This is a genomic window from Streptomyces sp. NPDC001157 (assembly GCF_053598255.1).
On the sequence record NZ_JBSFJW010000022.1, the window covers coordinates 99,653 to 124,614 of the forward strand.

26 protein-coding genes and 1 pseudogene are annotated in these 24,962 nt (G+C 70.0%); 18 read left to right on the forward strand and 9 right to left on the reverse strand.

Annotated features, from left to right (window positions below):
• The first annotated feature begins 169 nt into the window (after positions 1–169).
• Positions 170–493, forward strand: a complete 324-nt coding sequence (locus ACWDAG_RS31150; protein ID WP_450698866.1) for a hypothetical protein — start codon at positions 170–172, stop codon at positions 491–493.
• The gene (locus ACWDAG_RS31155) at positions 490–795 is read left to right on the forward strand and encodes a hypothetical protein (RefSeq protein WP_450698867.1); all 306 of its coding nucleotides are present in this window, start codon (positions 490–492) and stop codon (positions 793–795) included. The genes ACWDAG_RS31150 and ACWDAG_RS31155 overlap by 4 nt, the downstream gene beginning before the upstream one ends.
• Before the next feature lie 37 nt (positions 796–832).
• On the opposite strand, the gene ACWDAG_RS31160 is transcribed toward ACWDAG_RS31155, so the two are convergent.
• Positions 833–1,333: a hypothetical protein gene (locus ACWDAG_RS31160; protein WP_450698868.1), complete on the reverse strand. Its 501-nt coding sequence runs from the start codon at positions 1,331–1,333 to the stop codon at positions 833–835.
• 176 nt (positions 1,334–1,509) lie between these two features.
• Here ACWDAG_RS31160 and ACWDAG_RS31165 point away from each other — a divergent pair, with 176 nt between their 5' ends.
• Together ACWDAG_RS31165 and ACWDAG_RS31170 are read left to right on the forward strand one after the other, a co-directional pair.
• The gene (locus ACWDAG_RS31165) at positions 1,510–2,274 is read left to right on the forward strand and encodes a PH domain-containing protein (RefSeq protein ID WP_450698869.1); all 765 of its coding nucleotides are present in this window, start codon (positions 1,510–1,512) and stop codon (positions 2,272–2,274) included.
• Between the two features lie 167 nt (positions 2,275–2,441).
• Positions 2,442–3,089 carry a Uma2 family endonuclease gene (locus ACWDAG_RS31170; protein ID WP_450698870.1) on the forward strand — a complete coding sequence of 216 codons (648 nt, stop codon included), beginning with the start codon at positions 2,442–2,444 and terminating at the stop codon, positions 3,087–3,089.
• 31 nt (positions 3,090–3,120) lie between these two features.
• On the opposite strand, the gene ACWDAG_RS31175 is transcribed toward ACWDAG_RS31170, so the two are convergent.
• Entirely contained in the window at positions 3,121–4,302 is a 1,182-nt protein-coding gene (locus ACWDAG_RS31175) for an LmeA family phospholipid-binding protein (protein WP_450698871.1), read from the reverse strand.
• 58 nt (positions 4,303–4,360) lie between these two features.
• Positions 4,361–6,160 (reverse strand): bifunctional metallophosphatase/5'-nucleotidase, encoded by a 1,800-nt coding sequence (locus ACWDAG_RS31180; RefSeq protein ID WP_450698872.1) that lies wholly within the window; start codon positions 6,158–6,160, stop codon positions 4,361–4,363.
• A 175-nt stretch (positions 6,161–6,335) separates the two neighbouring features.
• Between ACWDAG_RS31180 and mshD the strand changes: the two genes are divergently transcribed.
• Positions 6,336–7,262, forward strand: a complete 927-nt coding sequence (gene mshD, locus ACWDAG_RS31185) for a mycothiol synthase (protein WP_450698873.1) — start codon at positions 6,336–6,338, stop codon at positions 7,260–7,262.
• A 10-nt stretch (positions 7,263–7,272) separates the two neighbouring features.
• Here the strand turns inward: mshD and ACWDAG_RS31190 are convergent, their stop codons facing one another.
• The 5 genes from ACWDAG_RS31190 to ACWDAG_RS31210 form a co-directional block, all read right to left on the reverse strand.
• Positions 7,273–7,944, reverse strand: a complete 672-nt coding sequence (locus ACWDAG_RS31190) for an ABC transporter (protein WP_450698874.1) — start codon at positions 7,942–7,944, stop codon at positions 7,273–7,275.
• Between the two features lie 19 nt (positions 7,945–7,963).
• Complete coding sequence (locus ACWDAG_RS31195) at positions 7,964–9,559, reverse strand: ABC transporter permease (protein WP_450698875.1); 1,596 nt, start codon at positions 9,557–9,559, stop codon at positions 7,964–7,966.
• Complete coding sequence (locus ACWDAG_RS31200; protein ID WP_450698876.1) at positions 9,556–10,419, reverse strand: ABC transporter ATP-binding protein; 864 nt, start codon at positions 10,417–10,419, stop codon at positions 9,556–9,558. Before ACWDAG_RS31200 ends, ACWDAG_RS31195 begins: the two co-directional genes overlap by 4 nt.
• The gene (locus ACWDAG_RS31205; RefSeq protein ID WP_450698877.1) at positions 10,416–11,246 is read right to left on the reverse strand and encodes a zf-HC2 domain-containing protein; all 831 of its coding nucleotides are present in this window, start codon (positions 11,244–11,246) and stop codon (positions 10,416–10,418) included. The genes ACWDAG_RS31200 and ACWDAG_RS31205 overlap by 4 nt, the downstream gene beginning before the upstream one ends.
• A 127-nt stretch (positions 11,247–11,373) precedes the next feature.
• Positions 11,374–11,913, reverse strand: a complete 540-nt coding sequence (locus tag ACWDAG_RS31210; RefSeq protein WP_365833492.1) for an RNA polymerase sigma factor — start codon at positions 11,911–11,913, stop codon at positions 11,374–11,376.
• 129 nt (positions 11,914–12,042) lie between these two features.
• On the opposite strand from ACWDAG_RS31210, the gene ACWDAG_RS31215 reads away from it, so the two are divergent.
• The 12 genes and pseudogenes from ACWDAG_RS31215 (at position 12,043) to ACWDAG_RS31270 (ending at position 23,800) form a co-directional block, all read left to right on the forward strand.
• Positions 12,043–12,474 (forward strand): GntR family transcriptional regulator, encoded by a 432-nt coding sequence (locus ACWDAG_RS31215; RefSeq protein ID WP_450698878.1) that lies wholly within the window; start codon positions 12,043–12,045, stop codon positions 12,472–12,474.
• On the forward strand, positions 12,471–13,388 hold the full coding sequence (locus tag ACWDAG_RS31220) for an ATP-binding cassette domain-containing protein (RefSeq protein WP_450698879.1): 918 nt from the start codon (positions 12,471–12,473) through the stop codon (positions 13,386–13,388). Before ACWDAG_RS31215 ends, ACWDAG_RS31220 begins: the two co-directional genes overlap by 4 nt.
• The gene (locus ACWDAG_RS31225; RefSeq protein WP_450698880.1) at positions 13,385–14,350 is read left to right on the forward strand and encodes a hypothetical protein; all 966 of its coding nucleotides are present in this window, start codon (positions 13,385–13,387) and stop codon (positions 14,348–14,350) included. The genes ACWDAG_RS31220 and ACWDAG_RS31225 overlap by 4 nt, the downstream gene beginning before the upstream one ends.
• Positions 14,347–15,135, forward strand: coding sequence for a hypothetical protein (locus ACWDAG_RS31230; RefSeq protein ID WP_450698881.1), 789 nt, complete (start codon positions 14,347–14,349; stop codon positions 15,133–15,135). The genes ACWDAG_RS31225 and ACWDAG_RS31230 overlap by 4 nt, the downstream gene beginning before the upstream one ends.
• Positions 15,136–15,450: 315 nt before the next feature.
• The gene (locus tag ACWDAG_RS31235) at positions 15,451–17,685 is read left to right on the forward strand and encodes an RNA degradosome polyphosphate kinase (RefSeq protein WP_450698882.1); all 2,235 of its coding nucleotides are present in this window, start codon (positions 15,451–15,453) and stop codon (positions 17,683–17,685) included.
• On the forward strand, positions 17,666–18,826 hold the full coding sequence (locus ACWDAG_RS31240; protein WP_450698883.1) for a CHAD domain-containing protein: 1,161 nt from the start codon (positions 17,666–17,668) through the stop codon (positions 18,824–18,826). The genes ACWDAG_RS31235 and ACWDAG_RS31240 overlap by 20 nt, the downstream gene beginning before the upstream one ends.
• Positions 18,827–18,878: 52 nt before the next feature.
• Positions 18,879–18,986, forward strand: a pseudogene (locus tag ACWDAG_RS31245) (DNA mismatch repair protein MutT); the annotation flags it as partial.
• A gap of 79 nt (positions 18,987–19,065) precedes the next feature.
• Positions 19,066–19,500, forward strand: coding sequence for an NUDIX hydrolase (locus tag ACWDAG_RS31250; RefSeq protein WP_450698916.1), 435 nt, complete (start codon positions 19,066–19,068; stop codon positions 19,498–19,500).
• Positions 19,500–19,721: a hypothetical protein gene (locus ACWDAG_RS31255; RefSeq protein ID WP_450698884.1), complete on the forward strand. Its 222-nt coding sequence runs from the start codon at positions 19,500–19,502 to the stop codon at positions 19,719–19,721. Before ACWDAG_RS31250 ends, ACWDAG_RS31255 begins: the two co-directional genes overlap by 1 nt.
• A gap of 579 nt (positions 19,722–20,300) precedes the next feature.
• Complete coding sequence (locus ACWDAG_RS31260; protein WP_450698885.1) at positions 20,301–21,896, forward strand: alpha/beta hydrolase; 1,596 nt, start codon at positions 20,301–20,303, stop codon at positions 21,894–21,896.
• Positions 21,897–22,917: 1,021 nt separating this feature from the next.
• Positions 22,918–23,460 (forward strand): hypothetical protein, encoded by a 543-nt coding sequence (locus ACWDAG_RS31265; protein ID WP_450698886.1) that lies wholly within the window; start codon positions 22,918–22,920, stop codon positions 23,458–23,460.
• Between the two features lie 10 nt (positions 23,461–23,470).
• Positions 23,471–23,800, forward strand: a complete 330-nt coding sequence (locus tag ACWDAG_RS31270) for a hypothetical protein (protein ID WP_450698887.1) — start codon at positions 23,471–23,473, stop codon at positions 23,798–23,800.
• Between the two features lie 195 nt (positions 23,801–23,995).
• On the opposite strand, the gene ACWDAG_RS31275 is transcribed toward ACWDAG_RS31270, so the two are convergent.
• Positions 23,996–24,175, reverse strand: coding sequence for an LxmA leader domain family RiPP (locus ACWDAG_RS31275; protein ID WP_450698888.1), 180 nt, complete (start codon positions 24,173–24,175; stop codon positions 23,996–23,998).
• A 146-nt stretch (positions 24,176–24,321) separates the two neighbouring features.
• Between ACWDAG_RS31275 and ACWDAG_RS31280 the strand changes: the two genes are divergently transcribed.
• Positions 24,322–24,930, forward strand: coding sequence for a hypothetical protein (locus tag ACWDAG_RS31280; RefSeq protein WP_450698889.1), 609 nt, complete (start codon positions 24,322–24,324; stop codon positions 24,928–24,930).
• Positions 24,931–24,962 lie beyond the last annotated feature (32 nt).

The window sequence follows — 24,962 nt, forward strand, 5'->3', positions numbered from 1 at the left end:
GCCCGGCGCGCCAGACAACACCGAACCTCTTCCGCAGCGTACGCCGCACCTGTGACGATCGAGGCACGAACGGTAATCACCGCTCGTCAGACCCCTGCCATGCCAAAACCCCCGCAACCGATGCACCGGTCCGGGGGCGTGGCCGACGCGTATCCCAAGGAGCGCCGACATGCGCGAACGTACCGCCGGATTCCTCGAATTGCTACTGCTCGCCATCGTCCGGGCCCTGCTGCCCGCCCGCGGACGGCACCGAGCAGCCCCCGCCGCCCAACTCCCGCCCGCGGAACAACCGTTGGCCGCCCCCGGAACCCACCACCCCCTCGACGTATGGCCCTTCGAGCCCGACACCCACCTCGTACGCCCGTACCTCCTCACCCCGCACGAACGCCACGAACGCCGGCTGCAGCGCAGGCGCCGCCGTGCCCTCTGGCTCGCCGCCTACGGCATCGACGTCGGCCCGCGCCGTATCCACGGAGTGGAGGTGTCCGCGTGAGCGCGACCGAAGAGATCCCCACGCTCGGAAAGCTGCGGCTGCTGCCCTGGACCACCCCCGAAGGCAAACCCTGCTACCTCAGCGCCGACGGGGACGACAGCAGACTCTCCCTGCTCGCCGACGACGTAGAGGCTGCTCAACTGGACTCCGGGGAACAGGTACTCGCGGGCGCCAGGGCCGTGCTCGCCGACTCGAAGGCGGGTGAGCGGGCAGTGCGCTTCGCGCTCACCAGGGCGGCCGAGTCGCTGGAGGACGTGATCCGCGTCGCGGTCAGCCGAGGCGGGCGGGTGACGCCGGACTGATCACCCGTTGCGCACCAGGGTCCACCGATCCCCGTGATCACTGCGGCAGACCGACCTCTGCCGCCCGGCGGAACGCGTCCCCGCACGTGGGGCACGGTACCGGCGCGCGTTCGGCGAGGACGATCAGCGCATGGTGCGCTTCCGCTCCCAGCTGGTAGAGCCGGTAGCTGTCCTGTCCACCCTTGTAAATGCACAGACGAAAGACGCTGACGGCCAGTCCGTCACGGTCGTCGGCGAGGGTGTCCGGGAGCCCGGCGAGCAGTTCGTAGTCCTGCTTGCCGGTCGCGGCCTCTGCCACGGCCTTGAGGGGCAGAGCGTCGAACTCCCCGGCGGACAGGGAAGCGTCGACTGCGACGGCGTGGGCAGCCAGGGCCACGAAGATCTCGATCAGCCGCTCACCGGTCACCGTCGATACACCCCGGGCCCACAGGATCTCGCGGCGCCGGTCCTGTCGCCATGGCTCCTGGTCCACCAGCGGCAGCAGGACACGGCCCAGGAGCGCGCAACGGCGCCACAGCATGTGCTGGTCCGATCCCACGGTCGATCCTCTCTGCGTAGCTCCCCGTGACGCGCAGGCCGCGGACCAGGAGGTCGCGGACTGGCTGGGCGACTGGACGCCTTCCGCGTCCTGACGACTTCCTGACGCCTCCCCCGTCCCGACGTCCACAGTCCCCGCCCTACGATCACCTCGGACACGGATGCCGGGGAGGGCACATGGGCGGGGACGAGGTCGGGGACACGAGCGGGATCGAGCGGGTGTACCGAAGACGGCGCAAGCCGCCGTTGCAGTATCTCGGTCTGATGGGGCTGCTCGGCGTGAACGGCTTGTTCCAGGCCGGCCGCTTCTCCGATCCGTACGCCTATCCCGACGGACCGCCCGTCTGGGAGCCGTTGGCTGTCGGGCTGCTCCTGGCGGCGGCCTTCGCCCGGCTCGCCCTGGAACAGCTGCGGGCGCACACCCGCGTCACGGCCGCGGGCATCACCGTCCAGGGGCGGCTGCGGTCGCGCTCCTGGACCTGGGGCGAGGTGTACGACATCCGGGTCGAGCGCGCCCCACGCGGTACGGGACCGCAGGGTGGTGCGCAGTGGCTCACCTATCTGTACGACTTCGAGGGCCGTCGGCGCCTGCTCTGGCATCTCGACGACTGGCAGCTGGCCGACCCGTACGCCGAGGTCTCGGAGCTGTGCCTGTCGGCCGCCCCGTACCGCAGTCTGGCCTGGGAGCCGCGCCCTCAGGTCGAGGCGCTGATCCTGCGGGGTGCGGCTCGGCGCAAGGCGTGGACATGGGCCCTCTGGGGTGCGCTCGGGGTGCTGGCCGCCATGTTCGTGGTCGACTTCGGGGAGATCATCGACGGGCGGCCGGACCACCCGTTCCTGCTGCTCGTCTGCGTACCGCTGGCCTCCTTCGCCGTCCTGGGCGCCGTACTCGACCGCTACTGGACCACCCGCCCTCCGGGCTCCCTCGCAGGGCAGCCGTAGCTCACGCCTGTCCGTCTGCCGCCTCCGGTCCGGCTGTTCGCCTTCCGATCGCCCGATCGAGTGATCCCACGACAACGCCCCAGGTCATCCCCATAGCCGTCGTTACGGTGATCGCGTTGCTTGTGCCGCAGGCACACCCAGCCCAGACTTGAGGAGGAGGTGCCACCTTGACCGCTCTCGCACACGAGAGGCCCGAGACCATGTCCCACGCTCCCGCTGAATCCCTGAACGGACCCGACCTGGACGAGGTCCTATGGCAGGCCTGGAAGGCCATGGAACTCCCCGAGGGCTACCGCGCCGAGATCATCGAGGGAGCCATCGAGGTGTCGCCCACCGGCCGCTTTGCCCATTCCCAGGTCGTCAATCGTCTCCGGGACGCCCTGACGATCTATTTGAAGGACAGCGAGTACGGCGCCTGGAACGACACGAACGTGATCCACGCGCGCAGGGCGTGGATTCCAGACGGGCTCGTCGCACCTCGAGACGCGGAGCTGATCGAAGATGAGGACGGCCTCGGGATCAAGGCTTCCGCTCTCTCGGTGGTCGTCGAAGTCGTCTCCCCCGGCAAGAGCAACCAGGACCGCGACCGCATCCGCAAGCGCCGTGAATACGCCCGTGCCGGCATCCCCATGTACGTCCTCATCGACGACTACGACGGCCAGGGTGCGGTCACCCTCTTCACCGGCCCCCGCCCCGACAAGGCCGACTGGGACGACATCCACCGCGTCCCCTACGGCACCGACGTCACCATCCCCGAAGGCCCCGCCAAGGGCTTCGTGATCGGCGAGGCGATCACCGGCCCCAAGCGGGGGTGAACCGGGCGGCGGACGTCAGGTCCACCACCAGCTAGCCGGTCCGGCCGACAGCCAACCCCGCCCCCTCGATCCGCACCCTGATCCCGTCCTTCTGCACCCGTACGTCCCTGAGCCGCAGCTCACCACGGTGCGGTGTGGGCAGGTGGAAGCCCAGGGACAGACGGTCGGCCAGCACCGGGCGGGTGAGCCGGGGCAGGGCGTCCAGCAGCGACGGGTCGAAGCCGAGCCGTTTGAGCAGGGCCGGGTGTTCCAGGGCCAGGTCGATCAGGTTGAGCCGCATGGCCCGGTGGATGAAGCGTGGGGAGCCTGTCACGCGCGCCAGTTCGGTGTCGGAGCGCAGGGCCGCGCGTACGGCGGAGTCGGGTACGCCGAGCCGCCGCACCACCGCCGGGACCGCGAACAGCGCCTTCAGCTTCTTCGTCTCGCGGGTGAGGCGGGCGGCCGAACTGCGGGTCAGATGCAGGCCCTCGGAGGCACGGGTGCCGGGCCGGTAGGTGGCCAGGTCCCCGATGTCCAGGCGCATTCCGTCGATCTGTGTGGCGATGCCGTGCTCGCCGTCGCGGCCGATACGGGCGTCGGCCCGCAGCCGGAGGTCGTGTCCGGCCACCGGGAGCGTGCCGCGCGCCAGCACCCGGTCGTGGCCGTGTCCCGTGAACGTCACCTGGGACGCGCCGAGTTCGCGGTTGAGGTCGTCGAAGGAGAGCAGTACGTCGCCGTCGAGCCGGGGAATCCCCGCGCCTCGTAGGGAGGTCGGCCCGTCCGGCGCGATCAGCCGTACGTCGTGCGCGGTCGCCGTCACCCTCGCCAGCGAGACCCGGTCGGCCGCCACGTCCGGCACGGTGACCTTCACCGACTTCAGCCTGCCGTCGGCGAGTTGGGTGAGGAAGGGGAAGCCGTCGATGTCCACTTCGGGCGCCGCGCTCAGGTGCATCCGGTCCTTGAGCTCATCGGCCGCCCGGCGCTCGGCGTACAGCAGCGCCCAGCGGTCGGCGAGGGTGAGGAAGGCGGCGAGGACGACGACGCCCACCACCGCCTTCAGTGCGAGCGGGAGACCCGCGAAGCGGTTTCGCCTGCGGCGGCCGCCGCGGCGGTGGTTGGGCGGAGCCCAGGGCTCGTCCTCCTCTTCCTCGGCCTCGCTCGCGACAAAGGAGCCCGCGAAGAAGTCGTTGATGTTTGTACCAGGATGCGTCGTTATGTGGTGGGGGGCACGCATCGAGCCATCCGACCATGCGAACGCCCCCCACCCGCAAGCTCTACCTCAGGTATGCGATCTAGCTCACGATCGTGATCCGGCCGGCCGCCGGAGGCGAAATCGGGCTGGTGGCTGAGGAGTTGGCGGTCAGGTACTTCTCCAGGGCCGCCAGATCGTCGGTCCCCACCAGGTCGCCCGTACCCTGCCCGAGCGTCGGGAAACCGTCGCCGCCGCCCGCGAGGAAGCTGTTGGTGGCGACGCGGTAGGTGGCGGCCGGGTCGATGGCGGACCCGTTCAGCTTGATGGAGTCCGTCACCACCCGGTCCGCGCCGGTCTTCGTCAGGTCCAGGGTGTACGTCAGCCCCGACGACGGCTGCAGAATCTTCGGCGCGGCGGCGTTCGTACCGCTCACCTGCTCCTTCAGGATCTGGATCAGCTGGGCGCCGGTGAAGTTCTGCAGATTCACGGTGTTGGAGAAGGGCTGGACGGTGAAGCCCTCGGCGTAGGTGACCACTCCGTCGCCCTCGCTGCCCTTGGCCGCGTAGGTGAGACCCGCCCGCACACCGCCCGGGTTCATCAGCGCCAGGTCGGTCTCCGGGTCGAGCTCCTTGCCGTACGCCAGCTGCGCGTCGGCGATCAGGTCGCCCATCGGGGACTCGGTGCCGGTGTTGGTGATGTCCGCGGAGATGTAGCCGATCGCCCGGTTGCCGATGGGCGCGGCCAGGGTGTTCCACTTGCCGATCAGCTCGGTCATGTCCGGCGCCTTGGCGACGGTCCGGGTGACCACGTGGTTCGCCGACTTGACCGCCGTACGGGCGATGTCACCGGTGACGCGGTCGTACGTCAGCGTGGTGTCCGTGTAGAGGCGACCGAAGGACGCGGCCGAGGTGACCATGCGGGGCTTGCCCGCCGGGTCGGGGACGGTGCAGACGTAGGCCGCGTGCGTGTGGCCCGTGACCAGGGCGTCCACCGCCGGCGTGATGTTCTTCGCGATGTCGACGATCGGTCCGGAGATGCCGCTGCCCGCGCCCGCCGAGTCGCAGTTGTAGTTGTACGCGCCGGAGGCGGGGAGACCGCCCTCGTGGATCAGCGCGACGATCGACTTCACGCCCTGTGCCTGGAGCACGCGCGCGTACTTGTTGATCGTCTCGACCTCGTCCTTGAACTTGAGGCCCTTGACTCCCTCGGCGGAGACGACTCCCGGGGTGTCCTCCAGCGTCACACCGATGAAGCCGATCTTGACGTCCCGCTTCTTCCAGACCCAGTAGGGCTTGAGGATCGGCCTGTTCGTCTTCTCGTCGAGGACGTTCGCCGCCAGGTAGGGGAAGTCGGCGCCCTCGAACTCCTCGTCCGTGTAGCAGCCGGCCGTGGGGTGGCAGCCGCCGTACTGCAGCCGGGCCAGTTCCCTGGCACCCTCGTCGAACTCGTGGTTGCCGACGGACGTGACGTCCAGGTCGAGCTTGTTCAGCGCCTCGATGGTCGGCTCGTCGTGGAACAGGCCCGAGATCAGCGGGGAGGCGCCGACCATGTCGCCGCCGGCCGCGGTGATGGAGTACGGGTGTCCCTGGCGGGCCTCGCGCAGATGGGTCGCGAGGTACTCGACACCGCCCGCGTCGATGGTCTTGGTCGTACCGTCGGCCTGCAGCTCGGTGACCCGGCCGGACGAGCCCGACGGCGGCTCCAGGTTGCCGTGCAGGTCGTTGAAGGACAGCAGCTGTACGTCCTGGTAGCGGCTCGGGTGGTGGCCGCCGCCCTTCGTCTCGTGCGCGTCCGCCGGGAGCGCGGCGGCGAGGGCACCGGCGGTGGCGAGTCCGGCGGCCGCGGCCACGAGACGGAACGTCCGTCTGCGGCGCGGGTACGGCTGGGAAGTGGCTGGCATGCGCCCCCCTGTGGGTCCGTTGAGGCCTGCGGGTCTGCTGGATGTCATGGCCTCGTCGGGCGCAGCCTAGGGTCAACGCGCGTAGCACGAAAAGGGATTCGCGGTTACATCCTGGTTTCCCTTTGCCCTTCCGTTGACCCCCACTTTGCGGGGCGCTCCGCTTACCCTCGTACGCATGACCAGCGACGACACCGTCCGGCCCGGCCGGAACCGCTCCATCGAGACCTACTCCGCGCTCTCCCCGGAGCAGACCGAGGCCGTGCTCGCCCTGCTCGCGGCGGCCGCCCAGGACGACGGCCAGCAGGCAGTGTCCGAGCAGGGGCGGCTGCAGCTGCGCGGCGGCGAACGCGAGGGCGTGTCCCATCTGCTGCTCAGCGTCGGCGAGGAGCTGGTGGGTTACGCGCAGCTGGAGGACACCGACCCGGTGGAGGCACCGGCCGCCGAACTGGTCGTGCACCCCGCGCACCGCGGGCACGGGCACGGGCGGGCGCTCGGCTCGGCGCTGCTCGCGGCCTCCGGCAAGCGGCTGCGGGTGTGGGCGCACGGCGGGCACTCCGCCGCCCGGCATCTCGCGCAGGTCCTCGGGCTCACACTCTTCCGCGAACTGCGGCAGATGCGGCGGCCGTTGACGGACCTGAACCTGCCCGAGCCGGTGCTGCCTGCGGATGTGACGGTCCGTACCTTCGTCCCCGGCGAGGACGACGCCGCCTGGCTCGCGGTGAACGCCGCCGCGTTCGCGCACCACCCCGAGCAGGGCTCCCTCACCCAGCGCGACCTCGACGACCGCAAGGCCGAGCCGTGGTTCGACCCGGCGGGCTTCTTCCTCGCCTTCCGCGGGGGCGAACTCATCGGCTTCCACTGGACGAAGGTGCATGCGGCCGACCGGCTGGGTGAGGTGTACGTCCTCGGGGTGCGGCCCGGTGCGCAGGGCGGGGGGCTGGGCAAGGCCCTCACCACGATCGGGCTGCGGCACCTGGAGGCGCAGGGGCTGCCGACCGCGATGCTGTACGTCGACGGGGACAACAAGGCGGCGGTGTCGGTGTACGAGCGGCTCGGTTTCACCACGTACGAGACGGACCTGATGTACCGCACCGAGACGTGACCCCTGGGGGCTACGCCCCCAGACCCCCATCGGCCTGTGGCCTCGTCCTCAACCGCCGGACGGGCTGAAGTTTCCGCAGCGGCTCCGGCAAGCACACCCCCCAAGCCACCGCCCCGACCCCCAGCAGCACCCCCCACCGCTCGTGCGCGGCCGCCCAGCGGGGATCGCCCGTCGCGGCCAGCAGGGTCCAGCGGGCCGGGATCAGCAGGGCCCCCAGGGTCGCCGTGGTCAGGACGGCGGCCGCCACCGACGGGCCCGGCTCGGGCTCGTCCGTGAGGCGTACGGCGGTGGCCGCCGCGGCCAGGGCGAGGGCCGCGGTCGCGCCGGCCTCCAGGGTGACGGCTCCGACCGGGGGACGTACGCCGTGCGGTACGAGGGCCAGGGCGACCGTCCACCACAGTGCGGCCACCGGCACCACCAGGACCACCCGCAGGCACGTGCGCACCCAACGCGGAGTGGTGACGGGTGTGGTGAGGTGCCGGGCAGGGTCGTCCAGCAGGAAGGTCAGGCCCAGGGCGAAGACCAGGGCGGCGGCCCGCAGCAGGGTGAGTGCGAGCCAGGCGCCCGGCGGGCCGTCGGACAGACATGGCAGGGCGACGAGCAGCAGCCCCACGGCCGCGCCCGCCCCGATCGCCCGCCACGGCACGGTACGCGCCACGGCCGACACCAGTGCCCCGCTCACCGGCACGACGATGCTCCGCTCACTTCCCACACTCGTCCGCCCCCTTCGGCACCTCGGTCCCGAGCACCCGGGCCACCTCGGCCGTGGTCACCCCGGGAGCGGTCAGCTGCGCCCAGTGGGACTTGACGGCGGACGTCACCTCGGCGCGCGGACGAGAGAGCAGTTCCCGTACGACATCGGTCTGTCCGGCCGACATCGACACCGGGTTGGTGGGCGTCAGCGCGATCGCGGGCCCGCTCAGGCTGTCGTCGAGGCGGACGTTCCGGAGGTCGGCGACGGGGTCCGCGTCGCGGCCCAGTGCCAGCCACATCACCGTCACCACGCGGCCGTCGCAGAGCTCGCTGCCCTTCTTCTCGTCGCCGCCGACCAGCACGGACGCGACACCGACCGCGAACTCGGGCACTCGGTTGCCGCCCCAGCGTGTGTCGACCGTCACCTGGCCGGGTGCGGTGGACGGTTCGATCGCCGCGTCGCCGTCCAGGCCGTAGCGGGCCTCGATCCGCTGCCGTACGAGAAGGGGACGGCTAGCGGCCGTACCGCCGGCGAGAGCCTGAACCCGGTCGACGACACCGGCCCAGGTGCCCGTCCGGCCCTTCCACTCGTCGAAAGCGCAGTACTCCGAGACACCGTGGCGCACGCACGACTGCTCCTTCTCCGGGGAAACCGAGGCCCGCTCCCGGGCCGCCGCAAGTTCAGGGGACACTCCTCCGGACTGTCCCACCGCGCCGGTCACCACCAGGACAATGGCACCCCCGAGCCCCACCAGCGCCCCCAAGGGGCGCGGGGAACTGCGCGACCAGCCACGACGGGCCGGCAGCCGACCGACGGCCAATCGCGGCACTTCCCGCGGAGCGAAAAACACCGCGGCCATGGCCGCCACCAGGGCCAGCCCAGAGAGATACAGCGCATGCCACCCCGCAGGCCGACCGACCAGGTCGGACGGCAGCGTCGAGTTGCTGCTCTCGCTCACGACCGGCGACAGCCAGCGGCTCCACTCCGTATCGCCCGTTCCCGTGGCGACGAAGAGCAGGAAGGTGAAGAGCCCGATCACCACGAGCGGCGCGGCGAACGCTGACGGGATCAGCCGGGCGACCAGCAGCCCGAGGAACCCGAACAGCAGCACATACAGGGGAGCCACGGCCAGTTCGGCCAGCGACCCATGCCCCACCGCACCCGGCCGCAGCGCCTGCCAGGTGAACTGGACCAGCACGACCAGCGCGGTCAGGAGACCGAACGGCACCACGGACAGGGCATGCCCGGCTGTCCGCCGCCACGGCTCCATGACCAGCACGTCGAAGTGCCGGTCGGTACCGCGCCGACGAGACCGCAGCGCGGCCCGGTTGACGCAGACGAACAGGGCGATGCCGAACAGTATGGGCGTCGTCTGGGTCGCCCGGTCGACGTCCTGGAGCGCCGGGTAGGCGGCCATGCCGTCCGGTGGGGAGAGCAGCCTCCAGCCGGTGTAGCCGACGTAGAACAGCAGGGTCGCCGCCACCGGGATGTACTGGAGCAGTTCGCGTGCCTCGAAGCGGGCGAGGGCGAACACGGCCGCCCAGCTGCGGTGCCGTTCCCCGTGCACGACGGGCGGGGCCGTCGCCTCCATGAGCGTGCTCATGCCGCCGCCACCTCCGCGCCCGCGCCGTCCAGGGTGAGCAAGTAGCCGTCCTCCAGGGTGGGTTCGAGCAGGTCGGCGCCGGGCGGCGGGCTGCCGACGTTGCGGAAGGTGCCCGTGCCGGTGCGCCAGCCCGCCTTCGCGCCGGGGTCGCGTTCCGTGCTGCTCCACACCCGTCCGGCCGCCCGTGCGGTCAGCTCGGCCGGGGTGCCGTCGAAGCGGATGCCGCCGCCCGCCATGACGAGTACGCGGTTGCAGAGCATCGCCACGTCCTCGGTCTGGTGGGTGGAGAGGAGGACGGTGCGGCCCTCTCCGGCCTGTGCGATCAACTCCCTGAAGCGCATGCGCTGTTCGGGGTCGAGACCGACCGTCGGCTCGTCGAGGACGAGGAAGCCGGGGTCACCGACGAGCGCGGCGGCCAGCGCGACCCGCTGCCGCATACCGCCGGACAGCTTCTTGATGCGCTTGCCGCGCACATCGGCGAGATCGACCTCGCCCAGCACCCGCCGCACCTCGCGGTGCCGGGCACCCCGGTCGGTGATCTCCTTGAGGATCGCCACGTAGTCGACGAACTCGAAGGCCGTGAAGTCCGGGTGGAAGCCGGGGGTCTGCGGCAGATAGCCGAGCCTGCGCCGCACCTCCTGCCGGCCGGCCACCGTCGCCGGGTCGTGCCCGAGCACGGTGAAGGCGCCCCGGTCCGCGGGCACGGCGGTGGCCAGCACACGCAACAGGGTGGTCTTCCCTGCCCCGTTGGGCCCGAGCAGCCCGGTGACGCCCGAGGTCAGCCGCAGCGACACCTCGTCGAGGGCCTGGGTCCTGCCGAAGCGGAGACTGAGCCCGGAAGCGGAAACGGTCGGTGTCATACGGCATCCCCCTGGAAGCGGTCGAAACGGTCACGTACGAGGAAGAGCAGCCCGCCGGCGAGCGCGGCGACCGCCGCCGCCACCCCCTGGCCGGCCGCGGTGAACGGCACGGGCGTGGCGCCGGCGTCGTAGGCATGGGCCGCCAGCAGCAGCGTCACCCACACCCCGCCGACCAGCGACGGTGCGAGCACCGGGCCGAGCCGCGCGGTGAGGACCAGGCCGGTCGAGGTCAGGGCCAGCGCGGGCAGCAGCCAGGCGAGGGCGCCCAGCCCGTACCCCGGCAGCGCGAGGGTCGCCAGGCCGCTGAGGCCCAGCACGGCGGTGACCACGGCGACCGTCCGCACCATCAGCAGCTTGAACCCGTGCATCGGCGCGACCACCGCCATCTCGTACGTCGGGTCCAGCGCGGGCCCGTAGGACAGCGCGACCCCGCCGAGGGGCAGCAGCGGCGCGAGGGCGAGGAAGAGCGTGGGCGAGGCGGCCGCCGTGCCCGTGTGCGCCGCCACGACGCTCATCAGCAGCACGGCGACGACCGCACCCAGCCAGGAACGGCGCAGCACGGGCGTGGCCGCGAGCAGCCGCGCGGTGTGATCGGCGACCCCCAGCCGCATCAGCAGCCCCTCGAACACCCCCGGCCGGGGCGCGTCGAGCTCTGCGTCCAGCCGCTCCCAGCCGACGTCGACCCGGTCCGGGTCACCGACCTCGGCGAGAAGCGCCCGGCACTGTGCGCAGGCGACAAGGTGGGTGTCGGCGGACCAGAGCAGGGGCGGCGCCAACTCGCCCTGGGCGTAGGCCCGTAGGTCCTCTGCGTCCACATGCCAGGTCATGCCGTCACCTCCTGCGTCGGCGCCCGGCCCGGCAGACCCCGGTCGCGCGCCTGCCTGCTCACAAGGCCACCTCCATGCAGGTGCTCCGGCCCCGCGGCCCGGCAGACCCGATTGCACTCCCGCCCGCTCATGTCAGCGCCTCCCGCAGTTGCTTACGGGCCCGCATCGCCCGTGTCTTGACCGTCCCCGGCGGTATCCCGAGCAGCACGGCCGCCTCCCGGGTGGTCAGGCCGTCGATGACCGTGGCCTGGAGCACCGCGCGCAGCTCCGGTGAGAGCCGGACCAGGGCGCCCGCGAGGTCCCCGTGCTCCACCCCCGCGAGCACGCGTTCCTCCGCGGACGCCTCGTCCCGGTGCCGCAGCCGGGCCAGCGCCTGCCGCAGCCGTCCGCGTGCCCCGTCGCCCCGCAGCGCGTCGATCAGCCGCCGTGAGCCGATCCGCCACAGCCATCCGGCGACGTCGCCGTCCTCCCGGTAGCGGGCCTTGCCCCGCCAGATCGCGAGGAACGTCTCCTGTACGACGTCGTCGACCACGCCCGCGTCGGCGCACCGGCCGCGCAGCCGGGCGGTCAGCCACGGCGCATACCGCCGGTACAGCTCCTCGAAGGCGCGCCGGTCCCCGTCCGCGGCGGCCCGCAGCAGCTCACCGTCGCTTCTCGTTTCGCTCACGTCCCCTCATCGGTCCGGTCCCGCGGATCGGTTCACACGATTCCGCTCGACTTTCTCAGGCGGCTTGACTTTCGGAGGCCGCCTGCACCACCCTTTCACTACTCAATTAGTGAAAGGGTGGTTGTCCGCGTGGTCGAGTACCGCATCGACCGGCGCTCCGGCGTCGCCACCTACGTCCAGATCGTGCAGCAGACCAAGCAGGCCCTCCGACTGGGCCTGCTGGAACCGGGGGACAAGCTGCCCACAGCCCGCGAGGTGGTCGAGGCCACCGCCATCAATCCGAACACCGTCCTGAAGGCCTACCGCGAGCTGGAACGCGAGGGCCTGGTCGAGGCCCGGCGGGGCCTGGGGACCTTCGTACGACGGTCACTGGGCACCGCCCCGGCCGAGTCCCCCCTGCACGGGGAGCTGGAGGCCTGGGCCGCGCGGGCCCGAGCGGCCGGCCTGGACCGGGACGACGTGGCCGCGCTCTTCACCGCCGTACTCGATAAGCACTTCGTGGACCAGCACAGTGCGGACCAGCACAGCTCGGACCAGTACAGCCAGGGGGACCTTTCATGACGGACACCACCGGCTTCGCCCTGGAGGCGACCGCCGTGGGCAAGCGCTTCGGCAGGCGCCGAGGGGCCGGCGGCTGGGCGCTGCGCGACTGCGGCTTCCGGCTGCCCGCGGGCCGCGTGTGCGCCGTCGTCGGCCCGAACGGGGCGGGCAAGTCCACGCTCCTGGCACTCGCCGCCGGGCTGCTGGCCCCGACCGAGGGCACGGTCACCGTCCTCGGCACGGACCCGGCCGCGGCCCGCACCCGCGTGGGCTTCGTCGCCCAGGACAAGCCGCTCTACCCGCAGCTCACGGTCGCCGAGACGCTGCGCATGGGCGCCGACCTCAACCCCGGCCGGTGGGACGCACCGACCGCCGAGCGGATCGTCGCCGACGGCGGCCTCGGCGCCAGGACGAAGATCCGCGCGCTCTCCGGCGGCCAGCGCACCCGGGTCGCTCTCGCCCTCGCCCTCGCCAAGCGGCCCGAACTGCTGCTCCTGGACGAGCCGATGGCCGACCTCGACCCGCTGGCCCGGCACGAGCTGATGGGGACGCTGATGGCACAGGCCGCGCAGTACGGCACGACGATCGTGATGTCCTCGCACGTCGTCTCCGAACTGGAGGGCTCCTGCGACCACCTGCTGCTCATAGGCGGCGGCCGCGTCCGCCTCGCCGGGGAGATCGACGAGCTGCTGGAGGCGCATGTGCGCGTGTCCGGCCCGGCGCAGACCTCCCTCGAACCGCACACCGTCGTCGAGTCCCGTACGACCGGCCGCCAGCTCAGCGCGCTGATCCGCCCGGCGGGCCCGCTCCCGGACGGCCTGCGCACGAGCACGCCCTCCCTGGAGGAGCTCGTCCTCTCCTACCTGCGCAACCCCGAGGCCCCGGGTACGACGCCGGCCGACGCCGCGTCCGAGTCCGAGAAGGCCGCGCTGTGAGCGCGCTCTCCGTGCCGGGACTGCCCCGGACGGTCCTGCGGCTGCACCGCCCGGCGCTGATCGTGTGGGGTGCCTTCGTCGCCGCCCTGATCGGCTGGCTGGTCTGGCTGAACACGGTGACGTCTCGCGCGGGCGAGCGGGAGCGGGCCTACTGCGACCATCACGAGACCTGCAACATCCTGGACCAGCTGAACTACGGCCAGCGGACCGTCTGGGTCGCGACGCTCGTCTGCTACAGCTCCCTCGCCGTGGCCGCCTGGGCGGGCGCCTCCCTGATCGGGCGCGAACTGGAGTCCGGCACCGCGCAGCTGGCGTGGACGCAGGGCGTCTCCCCGGCCCGCTGGCTGGCCGCCAAGCTCGCCGTGCCCGCGCTGCTGCTCACCCTCGGCACCACCGCGCTGGTGCTGGCGTACCGCCGAGCCTGGAGCGCCCACCCCGGCCTGCGGGACGGCGACTGGTTCTCCGTCGTCACCTTCGTGGCCCGCGGCCCGGCGACCGTGGCGTACGCCCTGTGCGCGCTCGCCGTCGGCACGCTCACCGCCCTGCTGCTGCGCCGCACGCTGCCCGCCCTCGGCGTCTCCCTCGCCGCAACCTGGGTGCTGCACTTCGTCCTGGAACGCTTCCGCGAGCACCTCTGGCCGGCGGTGAACCGCGTCACGGCGACCGAGGAGCTGTGGCCCAGGCACGCATGGGTACTGGAGAGCGGGGCCATCCGGCACGGCCACCGCGTCGCGTACACCGGCAGTTCGCCCTGCGAGGGCAACCCTGCCCAGGTCAAGCAATGCGCGGCCGACCTGCACATCACCGGCTACTACCAGGTCTTCCACCCCCAGGCCCACTACTGGCCCCTCCACCTCGTGGAGACCGGCATCGTCCTGGCCGTCGCCGCCCTCGCGACCGTCCTCGCCTTCCGTCTCCTGCCCCGCCGCGCCCGGGCCGCCCGCAAGGAGTCCCTCGCATGACGGCCCTCGACATCAAGGTGCCGGTCACGGCCCGCGGCGGCGGTGAGAGCGCGGGCCTGGTGGCTGTGCTGCTACGGCTGCACCGCCCCGCGCTGGTCGTCTGGGCCCTCCTGGTCGCCCTCACTTCGGCGCTCCTGCTGTGGGCCCACGGCCCGGGGGCCGACGCGGCGCACGCGGAGTGGCTGCGGAGCTGCGGCGGCGGGGAGCCCTGCACGTGGGGCAGCGCGATCACGGACTACTACCGGGCCCGCACGCTCGCCGAGGCCGTCGCCGCCGTCCTCCCCCTGCCGGTCGCCGCCTGGGCGGGCGCCGCACTGATCGGCCGTGAACTGGAGTCCGGCACCGCACGCCTTGCCTGGACCCAGGGGGTGAGCCCCACCTGTTGGCTCACCACCAAGCTCGCCCTTCCGGCCGCACTGCTCACCACCGGCTCGGCGCTCCTGGTCGTACTGCACGGCCTGCCGGCCGCGACGGCACCGTTCCCGTACGACTGGCGATGGCAGAGCCAGAACCTCCCGTCCGATGGCGCCCTCGCCCTGGCGAACCCCCTCCTGGGTCTCACCCTCGGCACCCTCGCGGGCCTCGTACTGCGTCGGTCCCTGCCCGCACTGGCCGTCGCCGTCGGGGGCACGGAAGCGCTCCTCGCCACGACCGGCTGCCTCCGCAACCCGCACGCCTCGTCCCCCTCCTGGCCGCTCCTCCTCGCCGAGACCGGCCTCGTCCTCACCGTCGCCGCGGCAGCCGTGACGATCTCCTTCCGGCTGCTGCGCCGCAGCACCGTGTGAGGCATCCGATGCGCGTACGTCCTTCCACGGGGGGATGGACGTACGTATCCTCGGGGCGGCTCCCAGCGGCCTGTTACGTCGGTCCCGCCGACGTAGACGCCCGGGAGCCGCCCCCAGATATCCCGCACGCCATGTCGCCGTAACCAACGGTTCAGACTGGCTTGCGACGCTCGGCCAATGACGCCCTCCGTGCCACAGCCTTCGCCGTCCCCCGAGGGGTCCGCGGGGAACGGGGACGCCCTCCCGCCCGTCAAGGCACTCCCGCCCGCGCTTTCCGACGCGCCCGTTTCTCCGGGAACGCGGAAGAATGGGTTCATGAGTCAGCCAGAAACCGCCCAGGCACAGGTCCAGCACGCGCAGCCCTCCGTGGGCTCCATAGCCGCGCACCGCCCGCACACGGTGGCCGCCGCGGTCTCCGACCTGGAACCCGACATCGATGCAGATCTCGATGCCTACGAGGAGTCGCCGTACGACGGCCCTCAGTTGCCGCAGGGTCGTTTCCTCGACCGGGAGCGCAGCTGGCTGGCGTTCAACGAGCGGGTCCTCGAACTCGCCGAGGACCCGAACACCCCCCTGCTGGAGCGCGCCAACTTCCTCGCGATCTTCGCGAGCAACCTGGACGAGTTCTTCATGGTCCGGGTGGCCGGTCTCAAGCGCCGTATCGCGACGGGTGTCGCCACCCGCTCCGCCTCCGGCCTCCAGCCCCGCGAAGTGCTGGAGATGATCTGGGCCCGCTCCCGCGAACTCATGGCCCGGCACGCCGCCTGCTACCACGAGGACGTCGCCCCCGCGCTCGCGGAGGAGGGCATCCACCTGGTCCGCTGGAGCGAGCTGACGGAGAAGGAGCAGGCCCGCCTGTTCACCCTCTTCCGCCACCAGATCTTCCCGGTGCTCACCCCCCTCGCGGTCGACCCCGCGCACCCCTTCCCGTACATCTCGGGCCTCTCCCTGAACCTGGCCGTGGTCGTACGCAACCCGGTCACCGGCCACAAGCACTTCGCCCGCGTCAAGGTCCCGCCGCTGCTCTCCCGCTTCCTGGAGAGCTCCCCCGGGCGCTACGTCCCCATAGAGGACGTCATCGCCGCCCACCTGGAGGAGCTGTTCCCTGGCATGGAGGTCCTGGAGCACCACGCCTTCCGCCTCACCCGCAACGAGGACCTGGAAGTCGAGGAGGACGACGCCGAGAACCTGCTCCAGGCCCTGGAGAAGGAGCTCATGCGCCGCCGCTTCGGGCCGCCGGTGCGCCTGGAGGTCGAGGAGTCCATCGACCGCGAGGTCCTGGACCTGCTGGTGCGCGAGCTGAAGATCTCCGAGGCCGAGGTGTACCCGCTGCCGGGTCCCCTGGACCTCACGGGCCTCTTCCGGGTCGCCGGCCTCGACCGCCCCGAGCTGAAGTACCGCAAGTTCGTCGCCGGCGTCCACCGCGACCTCGCGGAGGTCGAGTCGGCGTCCGCGCCCGACATCTTCGCCGCGCTGCGCAGCCGGGACGTGCTGCTGCACCACCCTTACGACTCCTTCTCGACGTCGGTGCAGGCGTTTCTGGAGCAGGCGGCCGAGGACGACGACGTCCTCGCGATCAAACAGACCCTGTACCGCACCTCCGGCGACTCCCCCATAGTCAACGCGCTCATCGACGCGGCCGAGGCCGGCAAGCAGGTCCTCGTCCTGGTCGAGATCAAGGCCCGCTTCGACGAGCACGCCAACATCAAGTGGGCGCGCAAGCTGGAGGAGGCCGGCTGCCACGTCGTCTACGGCCTGGTCGGCCTGAAGACCCACTGCAAGCTGTCCCTGGTGGTCCGTCAGGAAGGCGACACGCTACGGCGTTACAGCCACGTCGGCACGGGCAACTACCACCCCAAGACGGCCCGGCTCTACGAGGACCTCGGCCTGCTGACGGCAGATCCCCAAGTGGGCGCGGACCTCTCGGACTTGTTCAACCGTCTCTCGGGCTACTCGCGCCGCGAGACGTACCGCCGTCTCCTCGTCGCCCCCAAGTCCCTGCGCGACGGCCTGATCGCGCGGATCAACAAGGAGGCCCAGCACCACCGTGCGGGGCGTCCGGCCTTCATCCGCATCAAGGTCAACTCGATGGTCGACGAGGCCCTCATCGACGCGCTCTACCGAGCGTCCCAGGCCGGCGTGCCGGTCGACGTCTGGGTCCGCGGCATCTGCGCGATCCGCCCCGGCGTCACGGGCCTGTCGGAGAACATCCGGGTCCGCTCGATCCTTGGCCGCTTCCTCGAACACTCCCGGGTCTTCGCCTTCGGCAACGGCGGCGAACCGGAAGTGTGGATCGGCAGCGCCGACATGATGCACCGCAACCTCGACCGCCGTATCGAGGCCCTGGTCAGGGTTACCGACCCGGCCCACCGCGCAGCCCTGAACCGGCTGTTGGAGACCGGCATGTCCGACACCACCGCCTCCTGGCACCTCGGCCCGGACGGCGAGTGGGTGCGGCATGCCACCGACGCGGACGGCGGGCCCCTGCGAAACATCCAGGAGATGCTCATAGACGCCCGGAGGCGCCGGCGTGGCACAGCAACACCTTGACCCGACGGACCCCACGGCCGGGCCCGTGGCAGGCGAAGCCCTCGCGGGCTACCTGCGGGCCCAGGCCACGGAGTTCCTCCGCGCCCTGCGGCTGCACCGGGAAGCCGGCGGTGCGAGCGGCAACGGCACGGAGGATTCCGTCGACGCGGCCCGCGCCCTGCGCCGCTCGGTCCGCCGCATCAGCGGCAGCCTGCACACGTTCCGCCCCCTCCTGGAAACGGAATGGTCGGAGTCCCTCCAGCCCGAACTGGCCTGGCTGTCCGGCACATTGACGATGGAACACGCCTACGCGGCACGGCAGGAACGGCTGTTGCTGGCACTGCATCGGTTGTCGGGGGCAACGGTTTTCCCGGCCCAGGCGGCAGCCACGATCGGTGTTCCCGCCACCGCGGACGCAGCTACGGGCAGCCGTGCCGACGTAGCTGCGGGCAGTCGTGCCGCCGGGGCGGCACCCGTCCCACTGAAAGCGGCACCCGGCACCGCCGGCCCCCCGACCCCCACGCCCACAACAGACCGCGGAAACTTGACAGTCGGCGCGGCCAAAGCAGGCGCCCTGCTGGAGCGCCAGCTCACCCTCGCCCGCACCCGAGCCCACAGCACCGCCCTCCAGGCACTGGGTTCCTCCCGCTTCCACGCCGTCGCAGACAAAATCGCCGTACTGGCCAGCGAAGTCCCCCTCACCCCCACGGCCCCCACCACCGACCTCCGCCCCCTCGCCAAAGCCGCCGAGGAGCGCCTCACCGACGCCATCACCGCGCTCCCCCTCGTCACCGCGGGCAGCCCCTACAACGCGGAGGCCCTGATCCACGGCCTCTCCCCGGACCCGTCCCCGCACCCCCAGGACGCCCCCTGGCACCAGGTCCGCCTGCTGCTGCGCCTGCACCGCTACGCCCGCGAGGCCCTCCACGGCACCGGCGGCCCGATCGACCTGCGCCTGCTGACCGCGGGCCAGGCCCTGGACCGGCACCGCGACGCCTCGGAGGCGGCGGCGGCCGCGGCCTCGGCGGCCCGTACCCCCCGGATCGCCCCGGCGACGGCGTACGCACTCGGAGTGCTCCACGCCGACCAGCGCCACGAAGTGGAGGCGGCCCGCTTCGCCTTCCAGCAGTGCTGGCAGAAGCAGGCGGTGAGCACGCCCTGAGCCGGTCACCCCGGCGCCCCAAACCCCTGTCGAAGGAGGCGGTGACCCACCCGTGACCCACACCAACGACACCATCCAGGCAGCCGGCTGCGTCCTGTGGCGACGCTCACCGGTCGACGGCGAGCTGGAGGTCTGCCTCGTCCACCGGCCGAGGTACGACGACCCGTATGATCGTCAACCGTGAACAAATCCGCAGGTCAGAGGGCATCTGGAAGCAACACGGCAACGTAGGGGAAGCCATGGGACGTGCCTCTGTGGTCCATGCGGCGGGCTGCGTACTCTGGCGTCGTTCGCCCACGCATCAACTGGAACTGGCGTTGGTGTACAGGCCTAAGTGGGCTGATTGGTCCTGGCCCAAGGGCAAGCTCAAGAGGGGCGAGACCCACGAAGAGGCAGCCCATCGTGAGGTGCTGGAAGAAACGGGCCAGACGTGCCGTCTGGGGGCGGCGCTTCCGTCAGCTCTGTACGTCGATCACCAGGGCCGGCTCAAAGAAGTCCGCTACTGGGTGGCTGAGGCAACCGGCGGAGCCTTCACGCCCAACGACGAAATCAGTGACCTCGTCTGGCTCACGCCGGACGAGGCCCGTGAACGAGTCACACACCCCAGGGACCGAGACATGATCCCCCTTGCCCTGATCGCGATCGCCACGAACGAGGACGCGAGGGGGCTGTGATGAGTGAGCAGGAGGAGCGAGGTTGGGACGGCCCGTCGACTGTCAGCGTTGCTGACTGGGTGGCGGCACAGCCGGCAAAGGCTCCCGAGCCTGGCGAGGAGCAGCGCGGGGCGCTGACCATCGCGGCCAACATGCTCGAACTGGCTTGGAGGAACCGCCACGAAGAACCGGGAGTCGTACCGGATATGCGGGTGTCCTACAGGGCGAAGGATCCCGTATGACAGCGGTATGACGCAGGTCAGTCGGTATGGAGACGGCCCCCCTCTCGGAACCCCAGGTGAGAGGGGGGCCGTCTTGCTTTCAGCAAGAGGGCGTTTTCTCATGATGGTTCGTCCTGAGAGGCGGTTTTGACGAGGCATCAGGGGCCTCACCAGGTTGGAGTGGATTCTCTGGTGAGGCGGCGGGCCATCATCGCAAGGTAGATCACGGCGGTGGAGCGGGCCGGGAGGGTCTCGTGGTCACGGACAGGCGACGGTGACCGCCACGAACCAACGGGACGGTGGCCGCAGGCGGTTCGGCGAGCCTCGGGTTCGGCGGGGCGCCGGGGGGCGGGAGCGTACCGACGGTGACCTGCACGGCGACTTGAGCGGCGCGACCCGTACGGTGGCATGAGCGAGGGGGCGCCCCGCAGTCGGCCGGGCGCCCCCTCCGTGTCGTCCACGCGGCCGGGGCCGCCGGATCACAGCTGGTTCAAATCTTCGGTCGGGATGTTCTCCGGCGGCACGCTTTTCCGAAAAGATCACGCCAGGATCGCCAGCCTTCCGATCCTTGCCCAACCCCCCATGCTCTGAAGGATCTTCATGAGAAGAAGTACAGCCGTGCTGTGCGGTGCGACCGTCGTCCTCGCCGGCTCGCTCACCGCCGTCCCGGCCCAGGCCGACGCCCCGCAGTCCGCGCAGGCGTCGAGCCTCACCTGGAAGAAGTGCGGCACGGACGACTACCCGACCCTCCAGTGCGCTTCGGTGAAGGTGCCCCTGAACTACGCCAGGCCCCAGGGGCGGAAGATAACCATCGCCCTGTCCCGCGTGCCGCACACCGCGCAGCACTACCAGGGCCCGCTGCTGGTCAACCCCGGCGGCCCCGGCGGCAGCGGCCTGACCCTCGCCGGCTTCGTCGCGTCCGCGCTCCCCAAGCAGGTCGCGAGCCAGTACGACGTCATCGGCTTCGACCCGCGCGGCGTCGGCAAGAGCAAGCCCGCCCTGGACTGCGTGCCGGGCTACTTCAACCCGGTCCGCCCGGACTCCGTGCCCAGCACGGCCGCGATCGAGAAAGCCAACCTCGCGCGCGCCAAGTCCTTCGCCAAGGCCTGCGGCACCAAGTACAAGGACGTGTTGCCGTACATCAACACGATCAGCGCCGTGAAGGACATGGACTCGATCCGCAAGTCGCTCGGCGCGAAGAAGATCAACTACTTCGGCTACTCGTACGGCACCTACCTGGGCCAGGTCTACGGCAAGCTCTTCCCGAACCGGGTGCGCCGCCTGGTGCTGGACTCCATCGTCAACCCCGACGGAGTCTGGTACGACGACAACATCGGGCAGGACTACGCCTTCGACGCCCGGCACAAGGCGCTCATGGCGTGGATCGCCAAGTACAACTCCACGTACAAGCTCGGCACGAACCCGGCCAAGATCGAGGCCAAGTGGTACGCGATGCAGGCCGAGTTGGCGAAGACGCCCGCCGGCGGCAAGGTGGGCGCGGCCGAGCTGGAGGACACCTTCCTGCCCGGCGGGTACTACAACGGCTACTGGCCCATGCTGGCCAAGGCGTTCGCGTCCTACGTGAACGACAAGAAGACCGACCTGCTCATCAAGACATACGAGCGCATCGCCGCCATCGACGCCTCCGGTGACAACGGCTACAGCATCTACGCCGCCGTGCAGTGCCGCGACGTCTCCTGGCCGCACGACTGGAACCAGTGGCGCAAGGACAACTGGGCCGTGTACGAGAAGGCTCCGTTCAACACCTGGAACAACGCCTGGTACAACGCGCCGTGCGCGTTCTGGCCGACGAAGTCGCTGAAGCCGGTGAACGTCGCCAACAGCAAGCTGCCTCCGGTGCTGCTGTTCCAGGCGACGGACGACGCGGCCACCCCGTACCAGGGCGGCGTCACCGCGCACCGTCTGCTCAAGCACTCCAGCCTGGTGGTGGAACAGGGCGGCGGCAACCACGGCATCTCGCTGAGCGGCAACGCCTGCCTCGACAAGTACCTGGTGAAGTACCTCACCGACGGCACGGTGCCGCGCGGCAGCGGTGTGGCCGACGCCGTCTGCAAGAAGACCCCCGACCCCAAGCCGGAGGCCGCGGCCTCGGCGATGTCCGCGGTGACCGCCGGACAGCCGGCCACGGCGCCGAGCGGTGCCCGTCTGCACGATCTCCTCGGCTTCCGCGGCTGAGCCGACAAGCGCTGAAGCAGCACTGAAGCAGGACCGAACAAACAGGGCGCCCGGTGAACACCGGGCGCCCTGCTCGTCGTCGAAAAAAGCAGCTACGGCAAGCTGTGAGCGGACGCCACGCCTCAGGCCGCAAGCCCCGGCAGTTACGTGCTATCTCGTACACCCCAACCGCGCCCCACCTGGTCGGCTACCGGTGCGAAGCCCTCGCCGCACGATGGCTCCAAGGGCAGGCCGAACGACTCGCGCGGCGCCTCGACCCGGACCCGTTCGCCCCATGGCTGCATGACGCCCCAGTCGTCCTCACGGGTGACACACACTCCGCCGACGTCCTGTGGGTTGACCACGTGTCGCCGTGGAGTGAAGCGAACGAGGTTGCTCGCGAGGTGACCGGGGCGCCTGAGGAGCTGGGCCTCGATGTGCGGGTGGTGCGTGCGGTGGCGCATACGGGGCCGCACGGTGAGCCGGCGGTGTGGCTTTACCTGGACGGTGCGCGGCTGCTCGGTCCATCGCGGGTGCCCCGTCTCACTTTCCTTCTCATTCACCGTCGTTCGCGTCGGTTCAGGCGAGACCGATCCCCGAGTCGAGCCCGCAGGCCGACCGCCCGTGAACGCCCCTGCACCCGCTTCCTGACCCCACCACAGTTGGAAAGCGTGTGGACCGTAAGCAGGCGTCGGGCTACACCGTGCCCGGCTGGGTTCACCCGATGCCACTGCATGCCACCCGCGTACTGCCATCCTCGATTCGGCTCTCCCAGCTTGGGGGCGAGCGTCCGCAGCGTCGGTATGCCCTCCAACTCGCAAGATCCGCCCCTTCGGGAGGAACGAGATCGCCCTCCACGAGGCTGCCCACCCTCTTGAACACGCCAGGCATCCCGCACGAGATGAATAACTCAGCATATCGGTTCCACTTCAAAGCGTGAAGATGATCACCAAGAAACCGCTTGCACCTGTAAATACTGGGAAGAGAGGATGAGTAAACCCACAGGAGACACACAGAAGTATCTGCACCGAAAAGAGAAAACGTGCGCGCCACGCATTTCCGCAAGTCCACAGCGACGTTCATCGCGGCAGCAGGAGCAGCTGTCCTGCTCACCACGCCTACAGCTGCGAACGCATCCGACGAGATGCCCGCAGCCGTTACAGCTCACGTTTCGACCAATGCCGCGGCTGCCGTGGCGAGCGCATCAGATCCCTGCCAGAGGCAGCATTACTCAAAGGTCGCCTACACCTATTGGATCGGCCCGAGCAAGATGCCTCTGCGCTGCGGAACGAAGACTTGGGGCTACAACCACATAGTTGAGCGCGGGCGCTGGAGCACCAGCTTCAGCAACAAGATAAGCGACACCCTCTTCAACGGCTACGAGAAGACACCTGGGGTGTACTACCGGTACAAGGTAGGCAGCGGCTGCTCCTCGAAGCCGCCGACGAAGAACTTCAAGGTGGTTGTCAACAAGGGCCCCCTTGGAGGGAGGCCGGGCGGTCTGACACCGCAGGGAATCATCACGGCCACGGTAGAGTACACAACACCAGCCGTAGCGGCAGCTTCAGCGGGCGCAAAGTGCTGAGAGGACCTGAATGGCCACCCAGGAGCAAGTGAGGGAAGCGCTCACCCAAAAGCTTTCAGGGCTACAGAGCGAGGGAGGAGGAACCTCCCTTGAAGTCCTTGACGTAAAGGTGCCGTCTGTCTTCCCGAAATTGCTTCTGAAAATTCAGGTCAGTGTCTCAGGACAGCTCTGGGAAGTCTCACTCGACTACAAGGGTCATGAAGCGAGTCTGGTGAGCGGAGACCTCACCGAGGACACCCTGAACTACCTCGGGTTCCTTGTGCGCACCCACCTATTCGAGTGGTGGCACACGAAGGACACAGAGAAGTTTTCGGCGCGCATGGGGAAGAGACTGGACTGAGGCGTCTTACGCCTACCGCTCGGCGGGCTTCGTCGTCGCCGGTGGTAGGCGTTCGCTCCGGTGATGCCCGGAGTGAGGCGTCTGTGGGCCGTCCGACAGCAACCAGCGCTGACAGTCCACGACGGTCGCCGACCGCTCACGCTGTACCGGTGAGGAACGGGCAAGGCCCGGTCGGGCGAGCTGCGGAAGAGGTTTTCAGCAGCCGAACTTGATGCTGTCCGAGACGGAGGCACCGACCGGGGCACCGGAGACGGCCCAGCTGACCGACTCGATCGACGCGGGAGCCTCGCCGGCTGCAGCGGTGCCGTACTCGTCCGAGGTGGTGTAGGCGGCGTAACCCGCGATGAGCTTCTCGTCCCCACCTACACCGCTCATGTCCAGAACATCTGAACAGCCATCCTGGAGGTCTCCAGTGCAGATGGTGCGACGCGAAACGAGCGTCGGCAGTTCCCTGGTAAGCCAGTGATTTCGACCTCCCCTAAATTGATTGAATGTACAACACATGATTGATAGATTCCCCGATGTCGATCACTGACCAGGCGACATTTTTGGGGAGAGAATTGAAAATCGCAAAAAGAGTGTCAAGTCTAGCCCTTGCCGTGGCGGCCATGGCGACACTGACTGCTACCGCTTCCGCTGCGGAGCAATCTGCCGACACCTCTAAGCAGCCGCTCCGTACGACTGCGGTCACGGTGACCGAACGCACCGAAAGCCGAACCTTCACAGACGGAGATTCACGCCCGGTTGAAAAGTCAATCAAGTCAGGACCGACGCATACCTTTACGCCTCAGTCTCCTGATTACCGCGGCGACTCGCAATATGGGCACTTCACTGGGCAGGTTCGTTATAACGATGGCGATCATATGCACTTCGCCTGGGGCTTGAAACTGCACACGAACGTGGCAGCACAGGCAACCGGACCGATGACTGAGACCGCCACGGCAACCCGGAACGGCCGCGGTTTCGGCTATTCGGACAGTCACGGCCCCATTCCGGCAAGCTACTTGGTCCACTCCTCATTCCAGGTGAACACCAGCCACTACGTGCTGACGGTCCAAGAGGACTTCAAGATTGCTGGTGGCCGGAAGGAGATCACGACTGTCTTCGACTTTACGGTGACACTGATCTGACATAGCCTGGTTATCCCCTTGGGGCCCCTCAG

Bases quoted from the DNA above. Each gene is read 5' to 3' on its own strand.
- ACWDAG_RS31150 (WP_450698866.1), top strand. From the start codon at position 170: ATGCGCGAACGTACCGCCGGATTCCTCGAATTGCTACTGCTCGCCATC.
- ACWDAG_RS31165 (WP_450698869.1), top strand. From the start codon at position 1,510: ATGGGCGGGGACGAGGTCGGGGACACGAGCGGGATCGAGCGGGTGTAC.
- ACWDAG_RS31175 (WP_450698871.1), bottom strand. From the start codon at position 4,302: ATGCGTGCCCCCCACCACATAACGACGCATCCTGGTACAAACATCAAC.
- ACWDAG_RS31180 (WP_450698872.1), bottom strand. From the start codon at position 6,160: ATGCCAGCCACTTCCCAGCCGTACCCGCGCCGCAGACGGACGTTCCGT.
- mshD (WP_450698873.1), top strand. From the start codon at position 6,336: ATGACCAGCGACGACACCGTCCGGCCCGGCCGGAACCGCTCCATCGAG.
- ACWDAG_RS31195 (WP_450698875.1), bottom strand. From the start codon at position 9,559: ATGAGCACGCTCATGGAGGCGACGGCCCCGCCCGTCGTGCACGGGGAA.
- ACWDAG_RS31200 (WP_450698876.1), bottom strand. From the start codon at position 10,419: ATGACACCGACCGTTTCCGCTTCCGGGCTCAGTCTCCGCTTCGGCAGG.
- ACWDAG_RS31205 (WP_450698877.1), bottom strand. From the start codon at position 11,246: ATGACCTGGCATGTGGACGCAGAGGACCTACGGGCCTACGCCCAGGGC.
- ACWDAG_RS31220 (WP_450698879.1), top strand. From the start codon at position 12,471: ATGACGGACACCACCGGCTTCGCCCTGGAGGCGACCGCCGTGGGCAAG.
- ACWDAG_RS31230 (WP_450698881.1), top strand. From the start codon at position 14,347: ATGACGGCCCTCGACATCAAGGTGCCGGTCACGGCCCGCGGCGGCGGT.
- ACWDAG_RS31235 (WP_450698882.1), top strand. From the start codon at position 15,451: ATGAGTCAGCCAGAAACCGCCCAGGCACAGGTCCAGCACGCGCAGCCC.
- ACWDAG_RS31250 (WP_450698916.1), top strand. From the start codon at position 19,066: ATGGGACGTGCCTCTGTGGTCCATGCGGCGGGCTGCGTACTCTGGCGT.
- ACWDAG_RS31255 (WP_450698884.1), top strand. From the start codon at position 19,500: ATGAGTGAGCAGGAGGAGCGAGGTTGGGACGGCCCGTCGACTGTCAGC.
- ACWDAG_RS31260 (WP_450698885.1), top strand. From the start codon at position 20,301: ATGAGAAGAAGTACAGCCGTGCTGTGCGGTGCGACCGTCGTCCTCGCC.
- ACWDAG_RS31270 (WP_450698887.1), top strand. From the start codon at position 23,471: ATGGCCACCCAGGAGCAAGTGAGGGAAGCGCTCACCCAAAAGCTTTCA.
- ACWDAG_RS31275 (WP_450698888.1), bottom strand. From the start codon at position 24,175: ATGAGCGGTGTAGGTGGGGACGAGAAGCTCATCGCGGGTTACGCCGCC.
- ACWDAG_RS31280 (WP_450698889.1), top strand. From the start codon at position 24,322: ATGTCGATCACTGACCAGGCGACATTTTTGGGGAGAGAATTGAAAATC.